Origin of the sequence: Mesorhizobium sp. B4-1-3, assembly GCF_006439355.1 — a bacterium.
Taxonomy (GTDB): domain Bacteria; phylum Pseudomonadota; class Alphaproteobacteria; order Rhizobiales; family Rhizobiaceae; genus Mesorhizobium.
In genome coordinates this window covers 417,468-436,706 of sequence record NZ_VFTG01000001.1, presented here as the reverse complement: position 1 = coordinate 436,706, position 19,239 = coordinate 417,468, and the positions used below count along the sequence as shown (strand labels likewise).

The window sequence follows — 19,239 nt, the reverse complement described above, 5'->3', positions numbered from 1 at the left end:
GCTGAGACGATGGAGCATGCCGGCCGCGTTCATCGCGGCGCTGCTTCTGTTGCTTCAGTCTTCTCTCGGCGCTTTCGCCTTCGGTGTGCCGTTGCAGCTCGACGCCTTCGGCAACGTCATCTGCACGCATGAAGGCGCCGTAAAGTTCCCCGGCGGGGATCCTCACCAGCAGCATATGCCGGCCTGTTGCTCGTTCGGCTGCAGCATGGTTTCGCCGGCGCATCTGCCGCCGCCGGAAGCAGGCACACTGGCCGGAACCCGGCTTTTCGAGGCGGTCGCCTTCCAGCTTCCGGCCTTCCGGCACCAGGACTTCGCTCGCGACCGCTCTCCGGCCAATCCGCGCGCGCCGCCGGCAATGGTCTGATCCGCGGAACCTTCCGCGAGCCTATTCATCCAAAGATCAGACTGTTCGCGGCCGCATTCCGGCGCGATCCCGTACTCATGGAGCAACCATGTCCAATCGTCTTTCCAGGGCGCAGGCCTTCGCTTTTCGCGGCGCGCCGCCCTTCCACCTCCGGCAGCGTATCGACCTTGCCGTGCTTGGCCTTCTTCTCCTCCTCGCTTGCGTTCCCGCCGCCCTCGCGCATGAGTTCAAGGTCGGCGATCTCGATATCGAGCACCCCTGGTCGCGGGCGACCCCGCCCGGCGCCAAGGTGGCTGGCGGCTATTTCACCGTGGTCAACAAGGGCAGCGCGCCGGACCGGCTGCTGTCGATTTCCTCCGATATCTCCGACAAGGCCGAACTGCATGAGATGGGCGTCAAGGATGGCGTCATGACCATGCGGCCGGTCAGCGGCGGGCTGGAGATTCCGGCCGGCGGCAAGGTCGCGCTGAAGCCCGGCGCCTATCACCTGATGTTCGTCGGCCTGAAGCGGCAGCCGAAGCAGGGCGAGAAATTCCCGGCGACGCTGACGTTCGAGAAGGCTGGCAGCGTCAAGGTCGAGTTTGCCGTCGAAGGCATGGGCGAGACCGGCGACATGGACATGGATCACGCCGAGTAATCCGCCAGTTCGAAATCGGAGGGATAATTCATGAAGAAATATCTTTTGGCGGTGGGCGTGCTTTGCGCGCTCGGGACCAATGCCGCGCTCGCTCATATCACGCTCGAAACGCAGGAAGCGGCTGTCGGCTCGACCTACAAGGCGGTCTTTCGCGTGCCGCATGGCTGCGAGGGTAAGGCGACGACCGCCGTGCGCGTCCAGATCCCCGAAGGCGTGATTTCGGTGAAGCCGATGCCGAAGCCCGGCTGGACGCTGCAGACCAAGAAGGGCAAGTACGAGAAATCCTATCAGCTCTATGGCGAGACGCTGACCACCGGCGTCAAGGAAGTGGACTGGAGCGGCGGCAATCTGCCCGACGAATTCTATGACGAGTTCGTTTTCCGCGCCTCGCTGGCGACCGATCTGCCGGCCGGCCAGATGCTCTATTTCCCGGTGGTGCAGGAATGCGGCGACGCCGCCACGCGCTGGATCGAGATCCCGGCGGCAGGCCAGGATGAGGACGCGTTGGAAACTCCGGCGCCCGGCATCAAATTGCTGCCGAAGAAATGATCTCCTGTTGGCGTGCTCCGTCGGGGCGCGCCACCATTTCCTGTTATGACGACATGAACGCAGCACTGCCTTCCTCGGTGAACCGCACGCATGCCGGCCCGCTTGCCTGGCTGGTCGCGGCGCTGATGGCGATGGCGCTACTGGCCATGCCCGGCCGCGCCTTCGCCCATGCGGCGCTGGTCGCTACCGACCCGTCGGATGGCGCCGTGCTGATGCAAAGCCCGGCGCGGTTTTCACTGACCTTCAGCGAACCCGTCTCGCCGCTGGTGCTCACGCTGGTGCGGCCGGACGGCTCGCAGCTTGCGCTGACATCCTTCCGTCTCAACGACCAGGCGGTCGAGATCGACAATCCCGAAACGCTCAAATCCGGCACGCATGTGCTCAGTTGGCGGGTGGTGTCGGTCGACGGCCATCCCGTCGGCGGTTCGGCGCTGTTTTCCATCGGCGCGCCAAGTGCCGCGCCGGTGGCGGGCGAAGCCGTCGATCGGACGCTGCGCGCGGCGATCTGGATAGCCAGGCTGTTTCTCTATGCCGGCTTCTTCCTTGGCGTCGGCGGCGCGTTCGCGCTCGCCTGGCTGGCCGGGGGCCGGCGCCGTGGTCAGCGCTTTGTCGCGGCAGCTCTGCTTTTCGGCCTGATCGCGGCGCCGGTCTCGCTTGGGCTGCAGGGGCTGGATGGGCTCGGCGCCCCACTCGCCCGGTTTGCGACGGCGGCTGTGTGGAAAACCGCGCTGGAGACAAGCTACGTCTGGACGGTGCTGATTGGCCTGATCGCGCTTGGCCTCGCGCTGCTTTCGCTTGCCGGGCCGTCGGCTCTTCGCAAGCTGTCGGCCGGCGCGGCACTGCTCGGCGTCGGTGGCGCCCTTGCCGCGAGCGGCCACGCCAGCGCCGCTGAACCGCAATGGCTGACGCGGCCGCTGGTGTTCGTGCATGGCACCGCAATCGCCTTCTGGGTCGGTTCGCTGGCGCCGCTCGGCCTGGCGTTGCGGCGAGAGCCGGCCGAAGCAAAAGTCTTTCTGCGCCGCTTTTCCCGCGCGATCCTGTCGGTTGTCATCCTGCTTGCCGCCAGCGGCATCGTGCTGGCGATCATCCAGGTTGAGCAACCCGCGGCGTTGATCAACACGTCCTATGGCCGGCTGCTGCTCTTGAAGCTGGCGCTGCTGCTTTTCCTGTTCACACTTGCCGCTATCAATCGCTGGACGCTGACGGCGCCCGCAGAGGCCGGCGACACCGAAGTGCAGCGGCGGCTGGTGCGCTCGATCGGCATCGAGGTGGTCATCGTGCTGGCCGTCTTCGGCGTCGCCGCCGGCTGGCGCTTCACCCCGCCGCCGCGCGCGCTGGCGATCGCCGCCGCGCAGCCGGTGTCGATCCACATCCACGCGCTGAAGGCGATGGCCGATCTCAGCATCACGCCAGGCCATGCCGGCGAGGTCGCCGCTTCGATGATGATCATGACCGGCGATTTCGGCCCGCTCGACGCCAAGGCGGTGACGCTGGTGCTGTCGAAGCCGGATTCCGGCATCGAGCCGATCAAGCGACCGGCGACGAAACCCGGTGATGGCACCTGGCGCGTCGACGATCTCGTCATTCCAATCCCCGGGCGCTGGAACGCAAGGCTCGATATCCTCGTTTCGGATTTCGAGGTGGTCAAAATCGAGGCGCCGATCGACATCCGGTCCGATTGAGATCCAGTCCATGTAGAATACGGCCTGCGGTTGACGGCGCCGCCAAGGCCCGTCATTCATCGTGCGAAACAATCGGCTTCGCCCCCAAACGCGGCCACAACAAGCACTCGAAAGCAGGGAAGAAACGATGGAAAAAGCCGAAATCGGCCTGATCGGCCTTGGCACGATGGGTTCCAACCTTGCGCTCAACATCGCCGAGCACGGGCATCGCATCGCCGTTTTCAACCGCACGCCGTCGCGCACCGACGCCTTCGTCGAGAGCGCCGGTTCGCTGAAGGACATGGTCGTTCCCTGCTACAGCCTAGAGGAACTCGCCGCGGCCATCCGGCCGCCGCGGCCGATCATCATCATGGTGTTGGCTGGCAAGCCGGTCGACGAGCAGATCGCGGCACTTCGCGGCGTGCTGTCCGACAACGACATTGTGATCGATGCCGGCAACGCCAATTTCCGCGACACGATGCGCCGCTTCTCGGAGCTGTCGGGCTCTGGCCTGACCTTCATCGGCATGGGCGTTTCGGGCGGCGAGGAAGGCGCGCGCCATGGGCCCTCGATCATGGTGGGCGGCACCGAAGACTCCTGGAAGCGCGTCGAGAAAGTGCTGACGGCGATTTCGGCCAAGTTCAAGGACGAGCCTTGCGCCGCCTGGCTCGGGCATGACGGCGCCGGTCATTTCGTGAAAACCATCCACAACGGCATCGAATATGCCGACATGCAGATGATCGCCGAGATCTACGGCATCCTGCGCGACGGTCTCGGCATGGCACCCAAGGAGATCGGCAAGGTCTTCGAGGAATGGAACAGGGGCCGCCTCAACTCCTACCTGATCGAGATCACCGCCAAGGTGCTGGCCGCTGACGACCCGAAGACCGGCAAGCCGGTGGTCGACATCATCCTCGACCGCGCCGGGCAGAAGGGCACCGGCAAATGGTCGGTCATTGAGGCGCAGCAGCTCGGCATTCCGGCAACGGCGATCGAGGCGGCGGTCGCGGCGCGCGTGTTGTCGTCGATCAAGGACGAGCGGCAGGCGGCGGAAAAGGCCTTTGGCGGTATCGGCGTCGAGAAGATCTCCGGCGACAAGGCTGCGCTGCTCAAGGATCTGGAGCTCGCCTTATTCGCCGGCAAGATCGCGGCTTACGCGCAAGGCTTCGCGGTGATGAGCGGCGCCTCGAAGGAATTCAACTGGAACCTGCCGATGCCGACCATCGCCAAGATCTGGCGCGCCGGCTGCATCATCCGCTCGCAGATGCTGGACACGATGGCCGAGGCTTTCGGTTCCGGCAGCGCCTCCACCAACCTCCTGATGGCGCCGGCCTTCATCGCCATGATGAAGGAGGCGCATCCGTCGCTCAGGCGCATCGTGGCGCGCGCCTCCGAGGCCGGCTCGCCGGTGCCGGCGCTGTCCTCGGCGCTCGCCTATTTCGATAGCTATAGGCAGGGACGCGGGACGTCGAACCTGATCCAGGCGCAACGCGATTTCTTCGGCGCGCATGGGTTTGAGCGGATTGGCGAAGAGGGTGCCTTCCACGGCCCGTGGGGCAGCGGCGCAGGACACTAACCCCGATAAGGCAGGACCTCGCTCGGCGTGCTGAGCGACTGCAGCGTGCCTGGATCGGCGCCGCCGATCCAGCCGAGCACGGCGCGGGCGAGCTCGGAGCCGGCAACGCGGAAATTCTCGTTGACGACGAGCAGTTCCCGCCGGAACAGATGCAGCAGCTCCGAGGATTGTTTCGACACCACGTCGACGTCGCGGCCGAGCTTCAGCCCAGCATCCTCGATGCCGGCCACCACGGCAAGCGTCGCCGCGGCGGCGCTGCTGACGAAGCCGTCCGGCCGGTCCTTGCGCCGCATCAGTTGCGCGGTCCTCATCCTGATCTGCTCGATCGACTGGTCGATGGAGACGGTGTTGAACGGCACCTCGCTGGCGCCCGTGTCGCTCAGCGCGTCGGCAAAGCCGTTCACCGTATGGCCATAATAGGTCAGGCCGACCGGCGGCGTCACAAGCGCCAGCCGGTTGCGGCCCTTGCCGGCGAGCGCGCGGACAGCTTCGCCGGCAAACGCGTAATTGTCGAAGTCGTGATAGGGATGCACCAGGCCCATGTCCGTGCGGCCATGCGTGGCGAAGGGAATGCCGTGCTCCAACATGTAGCGCGCCCGCGGATCGTTGGGCTGGGTGCGCGAAATGATGACGCCATCGGCCGAGCCCGTCTCTACCAGATAGCGCACCGGGTCGAGCGGATCCTGCGAGCGCGAATAGGGCGTGACGATCAGATGGTAGGGCGTGCCGGCGATCACCTCGGTGACGCCGTAGATGATGTCCGAGACGAAGCTCATCAGCTCGTGCTCGGTGTTCAGCACAAGCGAGATTACGTTGGTCTTGCCGGTCCTCAAGCGCACGCCGGCGCGGTTCGGACGATAGCCGATCTGCTTGGCGACGAGCTGGACGCGACGCCTGGTCTCGGCGCCGATCTCGGGTGCATCCTTCAGCGCGCGCGAGACCGTCGTGACGCCAAGCCCGGTCATGAAGGCAAGCGTCTTCAACGTCGGCCTCTCCTTGCCCGACGTTTCGTCGTCGCCCTTCTTCGTTACCCGTCTATCCATTCGTCCTGCCCGTCAGGCGCATAGCAGCCGCGGGGCTTACCGGCAATCGTGCGGTGTTGACAATTGCGCGACCCTCAGCCCGCGGCGGGACTCAATATACTGAAACGTTACAGGTTGCCAACCTTCGAGGTCGATCGAAGTGGCTGCATCCTTGATACTCCGGATATCCGGAAGAGCCAAAAGTCACTGGAATCACAAAGAAATATCGGTTTTGGTCCGATTTTGCCACCAATCGGCCGATCGATCTTCGGTATTGCTCCGTCGGGCGAAAGATTTTGTTCGCGGCTCGAAAAAATCTGAATCTGCCCTGAGGCGAGGGGTTGCCTATGCGGATCATTTGCCGTATCGAAAATCTGTAACGTTTCAGATTCTGGGAGGAAGCCGAAATGCGATACAAATTCCTGACTGCCGCCTTTGCTACGACGGTTGCGCTCAACTTCGCCGGTCCGGCGGCCGCGACCGACCTGGAAGTCACCCATTGGTGGACTTCGGGCGGCGAGGCGGCGGCAGTGGCCGAGCTTGCCAAGGCCTTCGACGCTACGGGCAATCACTGGGTGGACGGTGCAATTGCCGGCTCTGGCGGCACGGCGCGGCCGATCATGATCAGCCGCATCACCGGCGGCGATCCAATGGGGGCCACCCAGTTCAACCATGGCCGCCAGGCCGAGGAACTGGTGCAGGCCGGGCTGATGCGCGACCTCACCGATATCGCCACTAAGAACAAATGGACGGAGATCGTGCGGCCGAAGAGCCTGCTCGACAGCTGCACCATCGACGGCAAGATCTACTGCGTGCCGGTCAACATCCATTCCTGGCAATGGCTGTGGCTGTCGAACGAGGCTTTCCAGAAGGCCGGCGTGCCGTTGCCGAAGGACTGGAATGAATTCGTGGCCGCCGCTCCGGCGCTGGAAAAGGCCGGCATCATCCCGCTCGCGGTCGGCGGGCAGCCCTGGCAGGCCTCCGGCGCCTTCGACGTGCTGATGGCTGCGGTCGGCGGCACCGACACCTTCCTCAAGGTGTACAAGGACAAGGACGCCAAATTCGCCGCCGGTCCGGAGATCGCCAAGGTGTTCAAGGCTGCGGACGATGCCCGCAAGATGGCCAAGAACACCAATGTGCAGGACTGGAACCAGGCGACCAACCTGGTCATCACCGGCAAGGCCGGCGGCCAGATCATGGGCGACTGGGCGCAAGGCGAGTTCCAGGTCGCCGGCAAGACCGCCGGCAAGGATTATACCTGTCTGCCTGGCCTCGGGCTCAACGAAGTCATCGCCACCGGCGGCGACGCCTTCTACTTCCCTCTGCTCAAGGACGCCGACAAGTCCAAGGCGCAGGAGGTGCTGGCCGAGACGCTGCTCGATCCCAAGACCCAGGTCGCCTTCAACCTCAAAAAGGGCTCGCTGCCGGTGCGCGGCGACGTCGACCTCAACACGGCGAACGACTGCATGAAGAAGGGTCTTGCCATCCTCGCCAAGGGCGCAGTCATTCCATGGACGGACCAGTTGCTCTCGCAGGACAGCCAGAAGCAGAAGGAGGACCTGTTCTCCGAGTTCTTCGCCAAGCCCGACATGACGCTCGAAGAGGCGCAGAAGCGCTTCGCCGACATCATCGCCTCGGCGGATTGACGACCGGCGCCCCCGCCGGCTTCCGACCCCAGCCTATCGGGGTCGGGAGCTCGATGTCCTCATTGCCCAGCCGGCCGAGATGAGCAGCAGCAAACGCCCCAGTAAGCTTTTCCGCAACCTGAATGCCAAGGTCGCATCGATCCCGATGATCCTGACGGCGCTTGTGGTGTTCGTCGGCGGCACGGCCTGGACGGTGCTCTATTCCTTCACCAATTCGAAGCTTTTGCCGCGGCTCAACTTCGTCGGGCTCGACCAGTATCACCGGCTCTGGTCGACCTCGCGCTGGCTGGTCTCGATCGAGAACCTCTTGATCTATGGTGCAATCTCGCTGGTGTTCTCGCTGGTCATCGGCTTCCTGCTTGCAGCCCTTCTCGACCAGAAGATCCGCTTCGAGGACACGTTCCGCACCATCTTCCTCTATCCCTTCGCGCTGTCCTTCATCGTCACCGGGCTGGTCTGGCAATGGCTGCTCAATCCGGATTTCGGCGTGCAGCGCGTCGTGCGCGACCTCGGCTGGACGAGCTTCAGCTTCGACCCGCTCTACAATTCCAGCCTCGTCATCTACGGCATTTCGATCGCGGCGCTCTGGCAGGGCACGGGGCTCATCATGTGCCTGATGCTCGCCGGCCTGCGCGGCATCGACGAAGACATCTGGAAGGCGGCAAGGGTGGACGGGATACCTATGTGGAAGACCTATCTCTTCATCGTCATCCCGATGATGCGGCCGGTCTTCATCACCACGCTGGTGATCATCGCGGCCGGCATCGTCAAGGTCTATGACCTGGTCGTGGCGCAGACCAGCGGCGGCCCTGGCATCGCCTCGGAAGTGCCCGCCAAATATGTCTACGACTACATGTTCTTCGCACAGAATCTCGGCCAGGGCTTCGCCGCCTCGACCATGATGCTGTTGTCGGTGGTGATCGTCATCGTGCCATGGGCCTATCTCGAATTTGGAGGCAAGAAGCGTGGCTGACGGCGCCTCCCCGTCCACCGGTGCGCAAGCGCTCAAGCGCAATGCCGCCGGCCCGAGCGGACCGAAGCCGCGGCATGTGCTGTCGCGCCGCAACATCTTCCTCTACGGCACGCTGATCGTCGTGGCGCTCTATTACCTCTTGCCGCTCTACGTGATGATCGTCACGTCGCTGAAAGGCATGCCGGAAATCCGGCTCGGCAACATCTTCTCGCCACCGGTGGAGATCACCTTCGAACCCTGGGTGAAAGCCTGGGCGACCGCCTGTACCGGCCTCAACTGCGACGGGCTCTCACGCGGCTTCTGGAATTCGGTGCGCATCACCGTGCCGTCGGTGATCCTGTCGATCGCGATCGCCTCGGTGAACGGCTATGCCTTGGCCAACTGGCGCTTCAAGGGCGCCGACACTTTCTTCATCATCCTGATCGTTGGCGCCTTCATCCCCTATCAGGTGATGATCTATCCGATCGTCATCATCCTGCGCGAGATCGGCATATACGGCACGCTGACCGGGCTGGTGATCGTGCATTCGATCTTCGGCATGCCGATCCTGACGCTGCTCTTCCGCAACTATTTCACCTCGATGCCGGAGGAGCTGTTCCGCGCCGCGCGCGTCGACGGCGCCGGCTTCTGGGGCATCTATCTGCGCATCATGCTGCCGATGTCGCTGCCGATCTTCGTCGTCGCCATCATCCTGCAGGTGACCGGCATCTGGAACGACTTCCTGTTCGGCGTCGTCTACACGCGCCCCGACACCTATCCGATGACGGTGCAGCTCAACAACATCGTCAACTCGGTGCAGGGCGTGAAGGAATACAACGTCAACATGGCGGCGACCATCCTCACCGGCCTCGTTCCGCTCATCGTCTATTTCGTTTCCGGCAAGCTCTTCGTGCGCGGTATCGCCGCCGGCGCGGTGAAAGGATGATGATGGCAGCTGAAATCGCCAATCCCAGCGTTTCGATCCAGGACCTGTCGCTCAATTTCGGCGCCGTCTCGGTGCTGCAGACGCTCAACCTGGATGTTGCCAATGGCGAGTTCATCGTGCTGCTCGGCCCGTCCGGCTGCGGCAAGTCGACCTTGCTCAACTGCATCGCCGGCCTGCTGGACATTTCGGAAGGCCGCATCTTCATCAAAGGCAAGAACGTCACCTGGGAAGAGCCGAAGGACCGCGGCATCGGCATGGTGTTCCAGTCCTATGCGCTCTATCCGCAGATGACGGTGGAGAGGAACCTCTCTTTCGGCCTGCGCGTCGCCGGCGTGCCGAAGGACGAGATCGCCAAACGCATCGCGCGCGCCGCCGAGATCCTGCAGATCGAGCCGTTGCTGCAGAGGAAGCCCTCGGCGCTGTCCGGCGGCCAGCGCCAGCGTGTGGCGATCGGGCGCGCGCTGGTGCGCGACGTCGACGTCTTCCTGTTCGACGAGCCGCTTTCCAATCTCGATGCCAAGCTGCGTTCGGAGCTGCGCGTCGAGATCAAGCTTCTGCACCGCAGGCTTCAGAACACCATGATCTACGTCACCCACGACCAGATCGAGGCGATGACGCTGGCCGACCGCATTGCGGTGATGAAGGGCGGCGTAATCCAGCAGCTCGACGCGCCGCAGACGATCTACAATCGCCCCGTCAATCGCTTCGTCGCCGGTTTCCTCGGCTCGCCGGCGATGAATTTCATCGACGGCAGGCTGGAGAAGGATGGCGGCGACTGGCACTTTGCCGTCGAACACCTGCGCATTCCGCTTGCGACCTATGCCTTCGAGAAGGAGCCCTCGCCGGGCCCCGCTGTGTTCGGCATCCGGCCCGAGCACGTCGCCTTCAACAGCGGCACGGGCTGGCCCTTCACCGCGACGGCCAATGTCGAGGTCGTCGAGCCGATGGGTTCCGACACGCTGGTATGGCTGAAGCTCGGCCAGCAGAACTTTACCCTGCGCGTCACTTCCGAACGCACGCCGAAGAATGGGAATGCGGTCAGCGTCGGCTTCGATCCGATGCGCGCCTCGCTCTTCGACGCTCAAACCGGCAACCGCCTTTAACCTCCCAAGACCAATGAACGGACAGGACAGATGAACTGGTCATTCCAACTCTACAGCGCCCGCAATTTCCAGCCATGGAACAACGTGGTGAAAATGCTCGGGCAACTCGGCTATGCCCAAGTCGAGGGCTTCGGCGGCGTCTATGACGACCCGAAGGCATTCCGCGCCGAGCTCGACAGGAACGGGTTGGCGATGCCGACCGGGCATTTCTCGATCGACGCGCTGGAAAACGATTTCGACCGCACGCGCAAAATCGCCGACGCGCTCGGCATCACGCTGTTGGTCTGCCCCTATCTGATGCCCGATCAGCGCCCGTCCGACGCCGCCGGCTGGCGCGGCTTCGGCGAGCGCTTGGCCAAGGTCGGCGAGGTGGCGAAGAAGGCCGGCTACGGTTTTGCCTGGCACAACCATGATTTCGAGTTCAAGGCGCTTGCCGACGGCTCGCTGCCGCAGGACCACATCCTGTCGGCAGCACCCGACATCGGCTGGGAAATGGACGTGGCCTGGGTGATCCGCGGCGGCGCCGATCCGCTGCCCTGGATCGAAAAACACGGCAAGCGCATCAGCGCCGTCCACGTCAAGGATATCGCCAAGCCGGGCGAGGGGCTGGACGAGGACGGCTGGTCCGACGTCGGCCACGGCACGGTCGACTGGGCGGGCCTGTTCAAGACATTGCACGCCAAGAGCGCGGCTCAGTATTTCATCATGGAACAGGACAACCCCAATGACATCGAGCGCTATGCCCGCCGCTCGATCGCGACAGCCAAGAGCTGGCAGGAGTAATCGAAAATGGCAAAGAAGCTTGGCGTCGGCGTCATCGGCTGCGGCAACATCTCGAAGGCATATTTCTCGCTGGCGCCGCTGTTTCGCGGCATCAAGATGCGCGCCTGCGCGGACATCAACATGGAGGCCGCGAAGGCGCGGGCGAAGGAGTTCAAGCTGCGCGCCGAGACGGTCAACGACCTGCTCAGGGACGAAGAGATCGATATCATCGTCAACCTGACGATCCCGGCGGTGCACTATGAAGTGTCGAAGGCGGTGCTCGACGCCGGCAAGCATGTCTATTCGGAAAAGCCGTTCGTGCTGTCGATCGAGGAAGGACTGGACCTGAAGAAGCGGGCCGAGAAGAAGGGCCTGCGCATCGGTTCGGCGCCGGACACGTTCCTCGGCGGCGCGCACCAGCTGGTGCGCGATCTCATCGACAGCGGCAAGCTCGGCGCGATCACCAGCGGCACCTGCCATGTGATGGGCCATGGCATGGAGCACTGGCACCCCAATCCGGATTTCTTCTTCCAGCCGGGCGCCGGTCCGGTGCTCGATATCGGACCGTATTATGTCACCAACCTGATCCAGCTGATCGGACCGGTAAAACAGGTGGCGGCCTTCGCGACGACGCCGGCCAAGGAGCGGACGATCTCGTCGAAGCCGCGCGCGGGCCAGAAGATCCCGGTCAACACGCCGACCACGATCCATGCGCTGCTGGAATTCGCCAATGGCGCGGTGATCACGCTTAACACCTCCTGGGACGTCTGGAGCCATGGTCACGCGCCGATGGAGCTCTATGGCGAATTGGGCACGGTCTTCGTGCCGGATCCGAACTTCTTCGGCGGCGAGGTGCGCTTCACCAATGCCACCAAGCCGGTGAAGAAGCTGCCGAAATGGAACCATCCGTTCGGCGTGCCGAACGAGATGCACGGCCAGGGCATGATGGCGAACTATCGCACCGCCGGCCTGGCCGACATGGCGATCGCGATCGCCGAAGGGCGGCCGCACCGCTGCTCGATGGAATTGGCGCTGCACGCCGTCGATGTGATGACCGGCATCCTGCGTTCCGGCGAAAGCGGCAAATATGTCGCCATGCAGACGAGCTGCGAACGGCCGGCCGCACTCGGCGTCAAGGACGCGAAGGCGCTGCTGGCCAAGAGAAACTAAAGCATGTCTCCCGAAAGTGGGAACCGGTTTCGGGGCAAAGACATGCGCAGATCAAAAGCCCAAAGCGCAGGGAGCGATCTGAAAGATCGCGACGCGCTTAGGTGGCAACCCCCTCTCCCCGTTTCAGCGAGGAGAGGGTAAAAGATTAGGGGCAAGCATCGATTCAACTCAGGTTTGCGGCGATCGCCGCGCTGTTCGATCCAGAGGATTCCCATGCCCTATGTCGCCGCCGAGAACCGCTACGAGACAATGATCTATAACCGCTGCGGGCGCTCCGGCCTGAAGCTGCCGGCGATCTCGCTCGGGCTATGGCACAATTTCGGCAACGACACGCCACACCGAACCAAGCAGGCGATCGTGCGCAAGGCCTTCGACCTCGGCATCACGCATTTCGACCTCGCCAACAATTACGGCCCGCCGCCGGGCTCGGCGGAAACCGCGTTCGGCGAGATCCTGCGCACCGATTTCGCCGCCTATCGCGACGAGCTGATCATCTCGACCAAGGCCGGTTATGAGATGTGGGCCGGCCCATATGGCGAATGGGGCAGCCGCAAATACGTGCTGGCGAGCCTCGACCAGAGCCTCAAGCGCTTGGGGCTCGACTATGTCGATATCTTCTATTCGCACCGTTTTGATCCGGAGACGCCGCTCGAGGAAACCATGGGCGCGCTCGACCATGCGGTGCGCTCGGGCAAGGCGCTCTATGCCGGCATCTCGTCCTACAATTCGCAGCGCACGCGGGAAGCGGCTGATATATTGAGGCGACTCGGCACGCCCTGCCTGATCCACCAGCCAAGTTATTCGATGCTCAACCGCTGGGTCGAGGAGGACGGACTGCTCGACGCGCTGGAAGGGCTGGGCATCGGCTCGATCGTGTTCTCGCCGCTGGCGCAGGGCATGCTGACCGACAAATATCTCGGCGGCATCCCCGAAGGCAGCCGCGCCAGCCAGGGCAAGTCGCTGCGCCCGGCTTTCATCAACGACCAGTCAATCGCCAACATCCGGGCGCTCAACGCCATCGCCGGCCGGCGCGGCCAGACGCTGGCGCAGATGGCGCTGGCCTGGGTGCTGCGCAAGGGCAGGGTGACCACGGCGCTGATCGGCGCCAGTCGGCCGGAACAGGTCGAGGACTGCGTCGGCGCGCTCAAGGCGCTCGAGTTCTCCGATGCCGAGCTCGCCGAGATCGACACTTACGCGCGCGAGTCCGACATCAACCTCTGGGCGGCTTCGGCGGAACGCAAGGGACCGCCGCGCAAGTAGCGATTGGCCGTTGAGCCATTTCCGTCCGCCCCGTGCCTGAAGGGAGGCGCTGCGGAAACGGTGGCAAAATCATTCGTTCGTCGCTATCTCAGGGAAATTGATGTCGTGCGCATGCGAGATCGCGTGCGGATGTCGATTGGGCGAACAAGATGACGGCAAGAGATGCGCTGACCAAGAACCAGCTCTGCGTGCTCGAGAAGCTCGAGGCGTCAAGCGGACCGCTCAGCGCCTATACGCTGCTCGACCAGCTGCGCGAGCGCGGCTTCCGCGCGCCGCTGCAGGTCTACCGGGCGCTCGATACGCTGGTGAAGTCCGGCTTCGTGCATCGGCTCGAAAGCCTCAATTCCTTCGTCGCCTGCGCCGAGCCGCACGACCATAGCCATTCGATGACGGCCTTCGCCATTTGCGACAATTGCGGCCAGGTCGCAGAGATGTCGGACCATGATGTCGACCACCGGCTGGACGAATGGGTGCGCTCGACGGGATTCGCGGCCAAGAAGGCGGTGATCGAGTTTCGCGGCGTGTGCGCAAAGTGCCGGGCTGAAGCGGCGTAAGAACGCCGATATTCAGGTGAGGCCGGCCTGCAAATGGCGGCTTCCTGCGCTTCCGGTGCTCACGTACTTTAAGTACGCTCCGCTCCGGTTCTCGGGATCCACCATTTTCGACTCGACCTGACCTGAATCTCGACGCTCTTACAGCGTGGGGTAGCGCCTAATGCGCCTCGTCCCAGTTATTGGCGGCGCGGGCGTCGACATGCAGCGGCACCGACATCGAGACGGCCGGCATCGGCGCGTTCTCCATCACCTTGCGCACCACGGGGATCGTCGCCTCGACCTCCGCTTCCACCGTTTCGAAGATCAGCTCGTCATGCACCTGCAACAGCATGCGGGCTGACAACTTCGCCTTCTCCAGCGCCTCCTCCACATGCACCATGGCGCGGCGGATGATGTCGGCGGCGGTGCCCTGGAGCCTGGCGTTGATCGAGGCGCGCTCATTGAAGGCGCGGATCGAAGGATTGGACGACCTTATCTCCGGATAGTGAATGCGGCGGCCGAAGATGGTTTCGACGAAGCCGTTCTCCCGCGCATAGGCCTTGGTTTCCTCGATATAGTCGCGGATGCCTGGGAAGCGTTCGAAATAGCGCTTGATATAGGCGCTCGCCTCGTCGCGCGGGATCGATAGCTGGTTGGCAAGGCCGAAGGCCGAGATGCCGTAGATGATGCCGAAATTGATAGCCTTGGCGCGCCGGCGTACTTCCGAAGGCATGCCCTCGACCGGCACGTTGAACATTTCCGACGCAGTGATGGCGTGAATGTCGGCGCCGTCGGCGAAGGCCTGCTTGAGCTGCGGGATCTCGGCGACGTGGGCGAGCACCCGCAACTCGATCTGGCTGTAGTCGGCTGAGATCAGCTTGTGGCCCTTTTCGGCGATAAAGGCGGTCCTGATCTTGCGCCCTTCGGCCGTGCGCACCGGTATGTTCTGCAGATTGGGATCGGAAGACGACAGCCGCCCGGTCGTCGTCGCCGCCAGCGCGTAGGAGGTGTGGACACGGTTGGTGCCGGGGTTGATGAAGCCGGGCAGCGCGTCGGTATAGGTCGATTTCAGTTTGGTGAGCTGGCGCCAGTCGACGATCTTGCGCGGCAGCTCATGGCCCTCGGCGGCAAGGTCTTCCAGAAGCTGCGCCGTGGTTGACCACTGGCCGGTCTTGGTCTTCGAGCCGCCCGGCAGGCCCATCTTGCCGAACAGGATGTCGCCGAGCTGCTTCGGCGAGCCGATGTTGATGCGCTCGCCGACGATCCCGTAGATCTCTTCCTCCACGCGGGCGGCGCCCTGCGCCAATTCGCCGGACAGCCTCGACAGGATCTGGCGGTCGACGGAGATGCCGCGCTGCTCCATGCGGGCCAGCACCGGCACCAGCGGCCGTTCCAGCCGTTCATACACGGAAACCAGGCCCTTCGCGGCCAGCCTCGGCTTCAGCACCTGCCAAAGCCGCAGCGCCAGGTCGGCCTGTTCGCCGGCATAAGCGGTCGCACGCTCGATATCGACCTGGTCGAAGCCGATGGCGCTCTTGCCCGATCCGGCAAGTTCCTTTTTCGTCGCCGGCGCGTGGCCGAGCCACTTCTCCGACAGCGAGGCGAGGTCGTGCCCGCCTGAGGTGCCTGCATCGAGCACGTAGGAGATCAGCATCGTGTCGTCGAACGGAGCGACCTCGATACCGTGCCGGCTCATCACGACGATATCGTATTTCATGTCCTGCACGATCTTAAGGACCGATCGGTCCTCAAGCAGCGGCTTCAGCAGCGCCAGCGCCTTGCGGACCGGGATCTGGTTCTCCACAAGGCCGCCGCCAAGCAGGTCGCCGTTGCCGCTCTTGTGGGCGAGCGGCACGTAGACGGCGCGGCCCGGCGCGAGTGCCATGGACAGGCCGATGAGATCGGCCTGCATCGGGTCGGACGAGGTGGTCTCGGCGTCGAAAGCAAGGATGCCGGCGTCGCGGGCTTCGGCTATCCACGCCTCGAGCGCGGCCATATCGCGGATGGGCGCATAGGCCGAAGGGTCGATCTTGCGCGCCGACGCCTGTTCCAGCCGGAGCGCCGAGAGGAGCGATGGGGTATCGCCTTGCGGCGGCGCGTCCTCGCCCCTGACCGGCGCAGCCGGCTTTGCGGCGCCGTTCCGCGCGGCGGCCGGTCGTGGCGCCGGCGGCGCGCCCGCGCCGACATCGGGACCATGCGCGGTATCGGCGCGCTCGATGGTCACGGCGGTGGCCTGGACGTCGCCAATGTCCGTTCCGGTCGCTTCGGCGACGCGACGGGTCAGCGTGGTGAACTCCATCGTCTTCAGGAAGCCGATCAGCTTCGGGCCGTCCGGCGCATGCAGGACAAGGTCATCCAGGCCTTCCTTCAGCGGCACGTCATTCTTGAGCGTCACCAGTTGGCGCGAGATGCGCGCCTTGTCGGCATTGGCGATGATGGTCTCGCGCCGTTTCTCCTGCTTGATCTCGGAAGCGCGCGCCAGCAGCCCGTCGAGGTCGCCGAACTGTTCGAGCAATTGCGCCGCGGTCTTCGGGCCGATGCCCGGCACGCCCGGCACGTTGTCGACCGAGTCGCCGGTGAGCGCCTGCAGGTCGATCATCTTTTCCGGCGGCACGCCCCATTTCTCGATCACCTCGGGAATGCCGATCTGGCGATCCTTCATCGGGTCGTACATGCCGACGGTCGGACCGACCAGTTGCATCAGATCCTTGTCGGAAGAGATGATGGTGGTATCGGCGCCGGCTTCGCAAGCCAGCCGGCAATAAGTGGCGATGATGTCGTCGGCTTCAAAACCCTCCGTCTCTATGCAAGGGACATTGAAGGCCGCGGTCGCCTGGCGGATCAGGCCGAATTGCGGGATCAGGTCCTCCGGCGGCGCAGAGCGGTTGGCCTTGTATTCGGGGTAAAGATCACTGCGGAAGGTTTTCGACGAATAATCGAAGATGACGGCGAAATGCGTCGGCACCACGCCGACATCGGTGTTGCGGGCATCCTGCATCAGCTTCCACACCATGTTGCAGAAGCCGAGCACGGCGCTGGTCGGCAGGCCGTCGGATTTGCGGTTGAGCGGCGGCAGCGCGTGATAGGCGCGGAAAATGTAGCCGGAGCCGTCGACGAGGAAGAGGTGATCGCCTTTTTTCATGCCGGCAGGGATAGCGCGGCCGGGCTTCGCGGTCCATGCCAAAGGCTGTGGAACCCGCCGGTTCGGGCAACACCCCTGACAGATCCTGTCCGGCCGGAAATTTGCCGCTCACGGGCATGTTACAAAAGTGTAATTTTAGTGCCCTTGAATCGCCATGTTCACAGACCCAAATACACGTCATCGGCAGTTTTCGCCGAAGTCCGGAGTAAGGCCCGTCCCCCGCCTATCCCGGGCAAACTGCGGCAGCCTATCCCCCCTCTCCGGGCTGCCGCAACGTTTCGAGTAGAGACCGCCGTGGTTCCCCCTCCACCACGGCGGTCTTCTTTTATTTGGCGACAGCGATGCTGGCGTTGGTCCAACAATCGCGGCTTTTCGTTTCCGGTCCGGACCTTTAGGGTCGGCGCAAAGATCGAAAGGCCCGCTCATGTCCAGAATCTCCCCCGTTCTCGAACGTCTCGACCAGAATCTCGACCAGAGCCTCGAGCGGCTGTTCGGCCTGCTCGGCATCAAGTCGATCTCCACCGATCCGGCCTTTGCCGCCGACTGCCGCAAGGGGGCGGAGTGGCTGGTCGCCGAGCTCAAGCTGATCGGCTTCGACGCGAGCGTGCGCGACACGCCCGGACATCCGATGGTGGTGGCGCATCACGAGGGACCGGCGGGCGCGCCGCACGTCTTGTTCTATGGCCATTACGACGTGCAGCCGGTCGATCCGATCGAATTGTGGGAAGCCGATCCGTTCGCGCCGTCGATCAAGGAGATCGAGCCTGGCCGCAAGGTGATCACCGGGCGCGGCTCGGCCGACGACAAGGGGCAGCTGATGACCTTCGTCGAGGCATGCCGCGCCTGGAAGCAGGTGCATGGCAATCTGCCCTGCCGCGTCACCATCCTGTTCGAGGGCGAGGAGGAATCCGGCTCGCCGTCGCTGAAGCCGTTCCTGGAGGCCAACGCCGCCGAGCTGAGGGCGGATTTCGCGCTGGTCTGCGATACCAGCATGTGGAACCGCGAGACGCCGTCGATCTGCGTGTCGCTGCGCGGCATGGTCGGCGAGGAGGTTACGGTCAAGGCGGCCAGCCGCGACCTGCATTCGGGCCTCTATGGCGGCCCGGCCGCCAATCCGATCCGCATCCTGGCCAAGATCCTCGCCGACGTACATGACGAGAATGGCCGCGTCACCATTCCGGGCTTCTATGACGGCGTTGAGGAGACGCCTAGCCAAGTGCTCAAGTCCTGGGAAGGGCTGGGCGAGACGGCCGAAACCTTCCTCGGACCGGTCGGCCTCTCCATTCCGGCCGGCGAGAAAGGTCGCTCGGTGCTTGAAATGACCTGGGCAAGGCCAACGGCCGAGTTCAACGGCATCATCGGCGGCTACACCGGCAAAGGCTTCAAGACGGTGATCGCGGCCGAAGCGTCGGCGAAAGTGTCATTCCGGCTTGTCCACAAGCAGGACCCGAAGAAGATCCGCGCCGCCTTCCAGGCTTTCGTGCGCGAGCGCATTCCCGGCGACTGCTCGGTCGAATTCCATCCGCATGGCGGGTCGCCGGCGATCCAGCTTTCCTACGACTCGCCGTTTCTGGCGAAGGCCAAGGACGCGCTGTCCGACGAATGGGAAAAGCAGGCGCTGACCATCGGTAGCGGCGGCTCGATCCCCGTGGTCGGCGACTTCCAGACCTATCTCGGCATGGAATCGCTGCTGGTCGGCTTCGGCCTCGACGACGACCGCATTCATTCGCCGAACGAGAAATACGAGTTGACCTCCTTTCACAAGGGGCAGCGGTCCTGGGCGAGGATCCTCGACGCGCTGACCCGCTGAGGCGAAAATCACGCAAGACGTGAGATTCAACTTTCTGTTGATTTTTCTCCGGATCGCGGCGAGGACGGATGACCAGCGCAACGCGCCGCCGTCTACTGGCGCATCC

General features: G+C 63.9%; 16 protein-coding genes. 14 read left to right on the top strand and 2 right to left on the bottom strand.

Translation table 11 applies throughout. From position 1 onward, the window contains the following. Positions 1-16 precede the first annotated feature (16 nt). The 5 genes from FJW06_RS02120 (at position 17) to gndA (ending at position 4,787) form a co-directional block, all read left to right on the top strand. Positions 17-364 (top strand): hypothetical protein, encoded by a 348-nt coding sequence (locus tag FJW06_RS02120; RefSeq protein ID WP_140747700.1) that lies wholly within the window; start codon positions 17-19, stop codon positions 362-364. Between the two features lie 88 nt (positions 365-452). Then, entirely contained in the window at positions 453-1,001 is a 549-nt protein-coding gene (locus tag FJW06_RS02115; RefSeq protein WP_140747233.1) for a copper chaperone PCu(A)C, read from the top strand. Between the two features lie 30 nt (positions 1,002-1,031). After that, complete coding sequence (locus FJW06_RS02110) at positions 1,032-1,550, top strand: YcnI family protein (protein ID WP_140747230.1); 519 nt, start codon at positions 1,032-1,034, stop codon at positions 1,548-1,550. Positions 1,551-1,603: 53 nt separating this feature from the next. After that, positions 1,604-3,232: a copper resistance CopC/CopD family protein gene (locus FJW06_RS02105; protein ID WP_140747228.1), complete on the top strand. Its 1,629-nt coding sequence runs from the start codon at positions 1,604-1,606 to the stop codon at positions 3,230-3,232. A 127-nt stretch (positions 3,233-3,359) separates the two neighbouring features. Beyond that, positions 3,360-4,787 (top strand): NADP-dependent phosphogluconate dehydrogenase, encoded by a 1,428-nt coding sequence (gene gndA, locus FJW06_RS02100; RefSeq protein WP_140747226.1) that lies wholly within the window; start codon positions 3,360-3,362, stop codon positions 4,785-4,787. Here gndA and FJW06_RS02095 read toward each other — a convergent pair. Continuing rightward, positions 4,784-5,830 carry a LacI family DNA-binding transcriptional regulator gene (locus tag FJW06_RS02095; RefSeq protein ID WP_140747224.1) on the bottom strand — a complete coding sequence of 349 codons (1,047 nt, stop codon included), beginning with the start codon at positions 5,828-5,830 and terminating at the stop codon, positions 4,784-4,786. The two genes, gndA and FJW06_RS02095, sit on opposite strands and share 4 nt — an antisense overlap. 386 nt (positions 5,831-6,216) lie before the next feature. On the opposite strand from FJW06_RS02095, the gene FJW06_RS02090 reads away from it, so the two are divergent. The 8 genes from FJW06_RS02090 to FJW06_RS02055 all read left to right on the top strand — a co-directional run bounded on the left by FJW06_RS02090 (position 6,217) and on the right by FJW06_RS02055 (position 14,202). Further along, positions 6,217-7,455, top strand: coding sequence for an ABC transporter substrate-binding protein (locus FJW06_RS02090; RefSeq protein WP_140747222.1), 1,239 nt, complete (start codon positions 6,217-6,219; stop codon positions 7,453-7,455). 79 nt (positions 7,456-7,534) lie between these two features. Further along, positions 7,535-8,428: a sugar ABC transporter permease gene (locus FJW06_RS02085; protein ID WP_140747220.1), complete on the top strand. Its 894-nt coding sequence runs from the start codon at positions 7,535-7,537 to the stop codon at positions 8,426-8,428. After that, positions 8,421-9,353, top strand: a complete 933-nt coding sequence (locus tag FJW06_RS02080; RefSeq protein ID WP_140747218.1) for a carbohydrate ABC transporter permease — start codon at positions 8,421-8,423, stop codon at positions 9,351-9,353. The genes FJW06_RS02085 and FJW06_RS02080 overlap by 8 nt, the downstream gene beginning before the upstream one ends. Before the next feature lie 2 nt (positions 9,354-9,355). Then, positions 9,356-10,456, top strand: a complete 1,101-nt coding sequence (gene ugpC / locus FJW06_RS02075) for a sn-glycerol-3-phosphate ABC transporter ATP-binding protein UgpC (RefSeq protein ID WP_140747697.1) — start codon at positions 9,356-9,358, stop codon at positions 10,454-10,456. A 30-nt stretch (positions 10,457-10,486) separates the two neighbouring features. Next, entirely contained in the window at positions 10,487-11,239 is a 753-nt protein-coding gene (locus FJW06_RS02070) for a sugar phosphate isomerase/epimerase (RefSeq protein WP_140747216.1), read from the top strand. Between the two features lie 6 nt (positions 11,240-11,245). Then, a complete protein-coding gene (locus FJW06_RS02065) occupies positions 11,246-12,388 on the top strand; it encodes a Gfo/Idh/MocA family oxidoreductase (RefSeq protein WP_140747215.1) in 1,143 nt (380 codons plus the stop codon). Between the two features lie 213 nt (positions 12,389-12,601). Continuing rightward, positions 12,602-13,648, top strand: a complete 1,047-nt coding sequence (gene mgrA / locus FJW06_RS02060; RefSeq protein ID WP_140747213.1) for an L-glyceraldehyde 3-phosphate reductase — start codon at positions 12,602-12,604, stop codon at positions 13,646-13,648. Between the two features lie 149 nt (positions 13,649-13,797). Then, positions 13,798-14,202, top strand: a complete 405-nt coding sequence (locus FJW06_RS02055; RefSeq protein WP_140747211.1) for a Fur family transcriptional regulator — start codon at positions 13,798-13,800, stop codon at positions 14,200-14,202. A gap of 157 nt (positions 14,203-14,359) precedes the next feature. On the opposite strand, the gene polA is transcribed toward FJW06_RS02055, so the two are convergent. Beyond that, on the bottom strand, positions 14,360-17,323 hold the full coding sequence (gene polA / locus FJW06_RS02050) for a DNA polymerase I (protein ID WP_181178119.1): 2,964 nt from the start codon (positions 17,321-17,323) through the stop codon (positions 14,360-14,362). A gap of 424 nt (positions 17,324-17,747) precedes the next feature. On the opposite strand from polA, the gene FJW06_RS02045 reads away from it, so the two are divergent. Then, positions 17,748-19,133 carry a M20/M25/M40 family metallo-hydrolase gene (locus tag FJW06_RS02045; RefSeq protein WP_140747207.1) on the top strand — a complete coding sequence of 462 codons (1,386 nt, stop codon included), beginning with the start codon at positions 17,748-17,750 and terminating at the stop codon, positions 19,131-19,133. Positions 19,134-19,239 lie beyond the last annotated feature (106 nt).

What these genes read in the sequence shown, in the direction of transcription:
- FJW06_RS02115 (WP_140747233.1), top strand. Translation starts at nt 453, where the DNA reads ATGTCCAATCGTCTTTCCAGGGCGCAGGCCTTCGCTTTTCGCGGCGCG.
- FJW06_RS02045 (WP_140747207.1), top strand. Translation starts at nt 17,748, where the DNA reads ATGTCCAGAATCTCCCCCGTTCTCGAACGTCTCGACCAGAATCTCGAC.
- FJW06_RS02055 (WP_140747211.1), top strand. Translation starts at nt 13,798, where the DNA reads ATGACGGCAAGAGATGCGCTGACCAAGAACCAGCTCTGCGTGCTCGAG.
- FJW06_RS02085 (WP_140747220.1), top strand. Translation starts at nt 7,535, where the DNA reads ATGAGCAGCAGCAAACGCCCCAGTAAGCTTTTCCGCAACCTGAATGCC.
- polA (WP_181178119.1), bottom strand. Translation starts at nt 17,323, where the DNA reads ATGAAAAAAGGCGATCACCTCTTCCTCGTCGACGGCTCCGGCTACATT.
- FJW06_RS02120 (WP_140747700.1), top strand. Translation starts at nt 17, where the DNA reads ATGCCGGCCGCGTTCATCGCGGCGCTGCTTCTGTTGCTTCAGTCTTCT.
- gndA (WP_140747226.1), top strand. Translation starts at nt 3,360, where the DNA reads ATGGAAAAAGCCGAAATCGGCCTGATCGGCCTTGGCACGATGGGTTCC.
- FJW06_RS02090 (WP_140747222.1), top strand. Translation starts at nt 6,217, where the DNA reads ATGCGATACAAATTCCTGACTGCCGCCTTTGCTACGACGGTTGCGCTC.
- FJW06_RS02105 (WP_140747228.1), top strand. Translation starts at nt 1,604, where the DNA reads ATGAACGCAGCACTGCCTTCCTCGGTGAACCGCACGCATGCCGGCCCG.
- mgrA (WP_140747213.1), top strand. Translation starts at nt 12,602, where the DNA reads ATGCCCTATGTCGCCGCCGAGAACCGCTACGAGACAATGATCTATAAC.
- FJW06_RS02070 (WP_140747216.1), top strand. Translation starts at nt 10,487, where the DNA reads ATGAACTGGTCATTCCAACTCTACAGCGCCCGCAATTTCCAGCCATGG.
- FJW06_RS02095 (WP_140747224.1), bottom strand. Translation starts at nt 5,830, where the DNA reads ATGGATAGACGGGTAACGAAGAAGGGCGACGACGAAACGTCGGGCAAG.
- FJW06_RS02065 (WP_140747215.1), top strand. Translation starts at nt 11,246, where the DNA reads ATGGCAAAGAAGCTTGGCGTCGGCGTCATCGGCTGCGGCAACATCTCG.
- FJW06_RS02110 (WP_140747230.1), top strand. Translation starts at nt 1,032, where the DNA reads ATGAAGAAATATCTTTTGGCGGTGGGCGTGCTTTGCGCGCTCGGGACC.
- ugpC (WP_140747697.1), top strand. Translation starts at nt 9,356, where the DNA reads ATGGCAGCTGAAATCGCCAATCCCAGCGTTTCGATCCAGGACCTGTCG.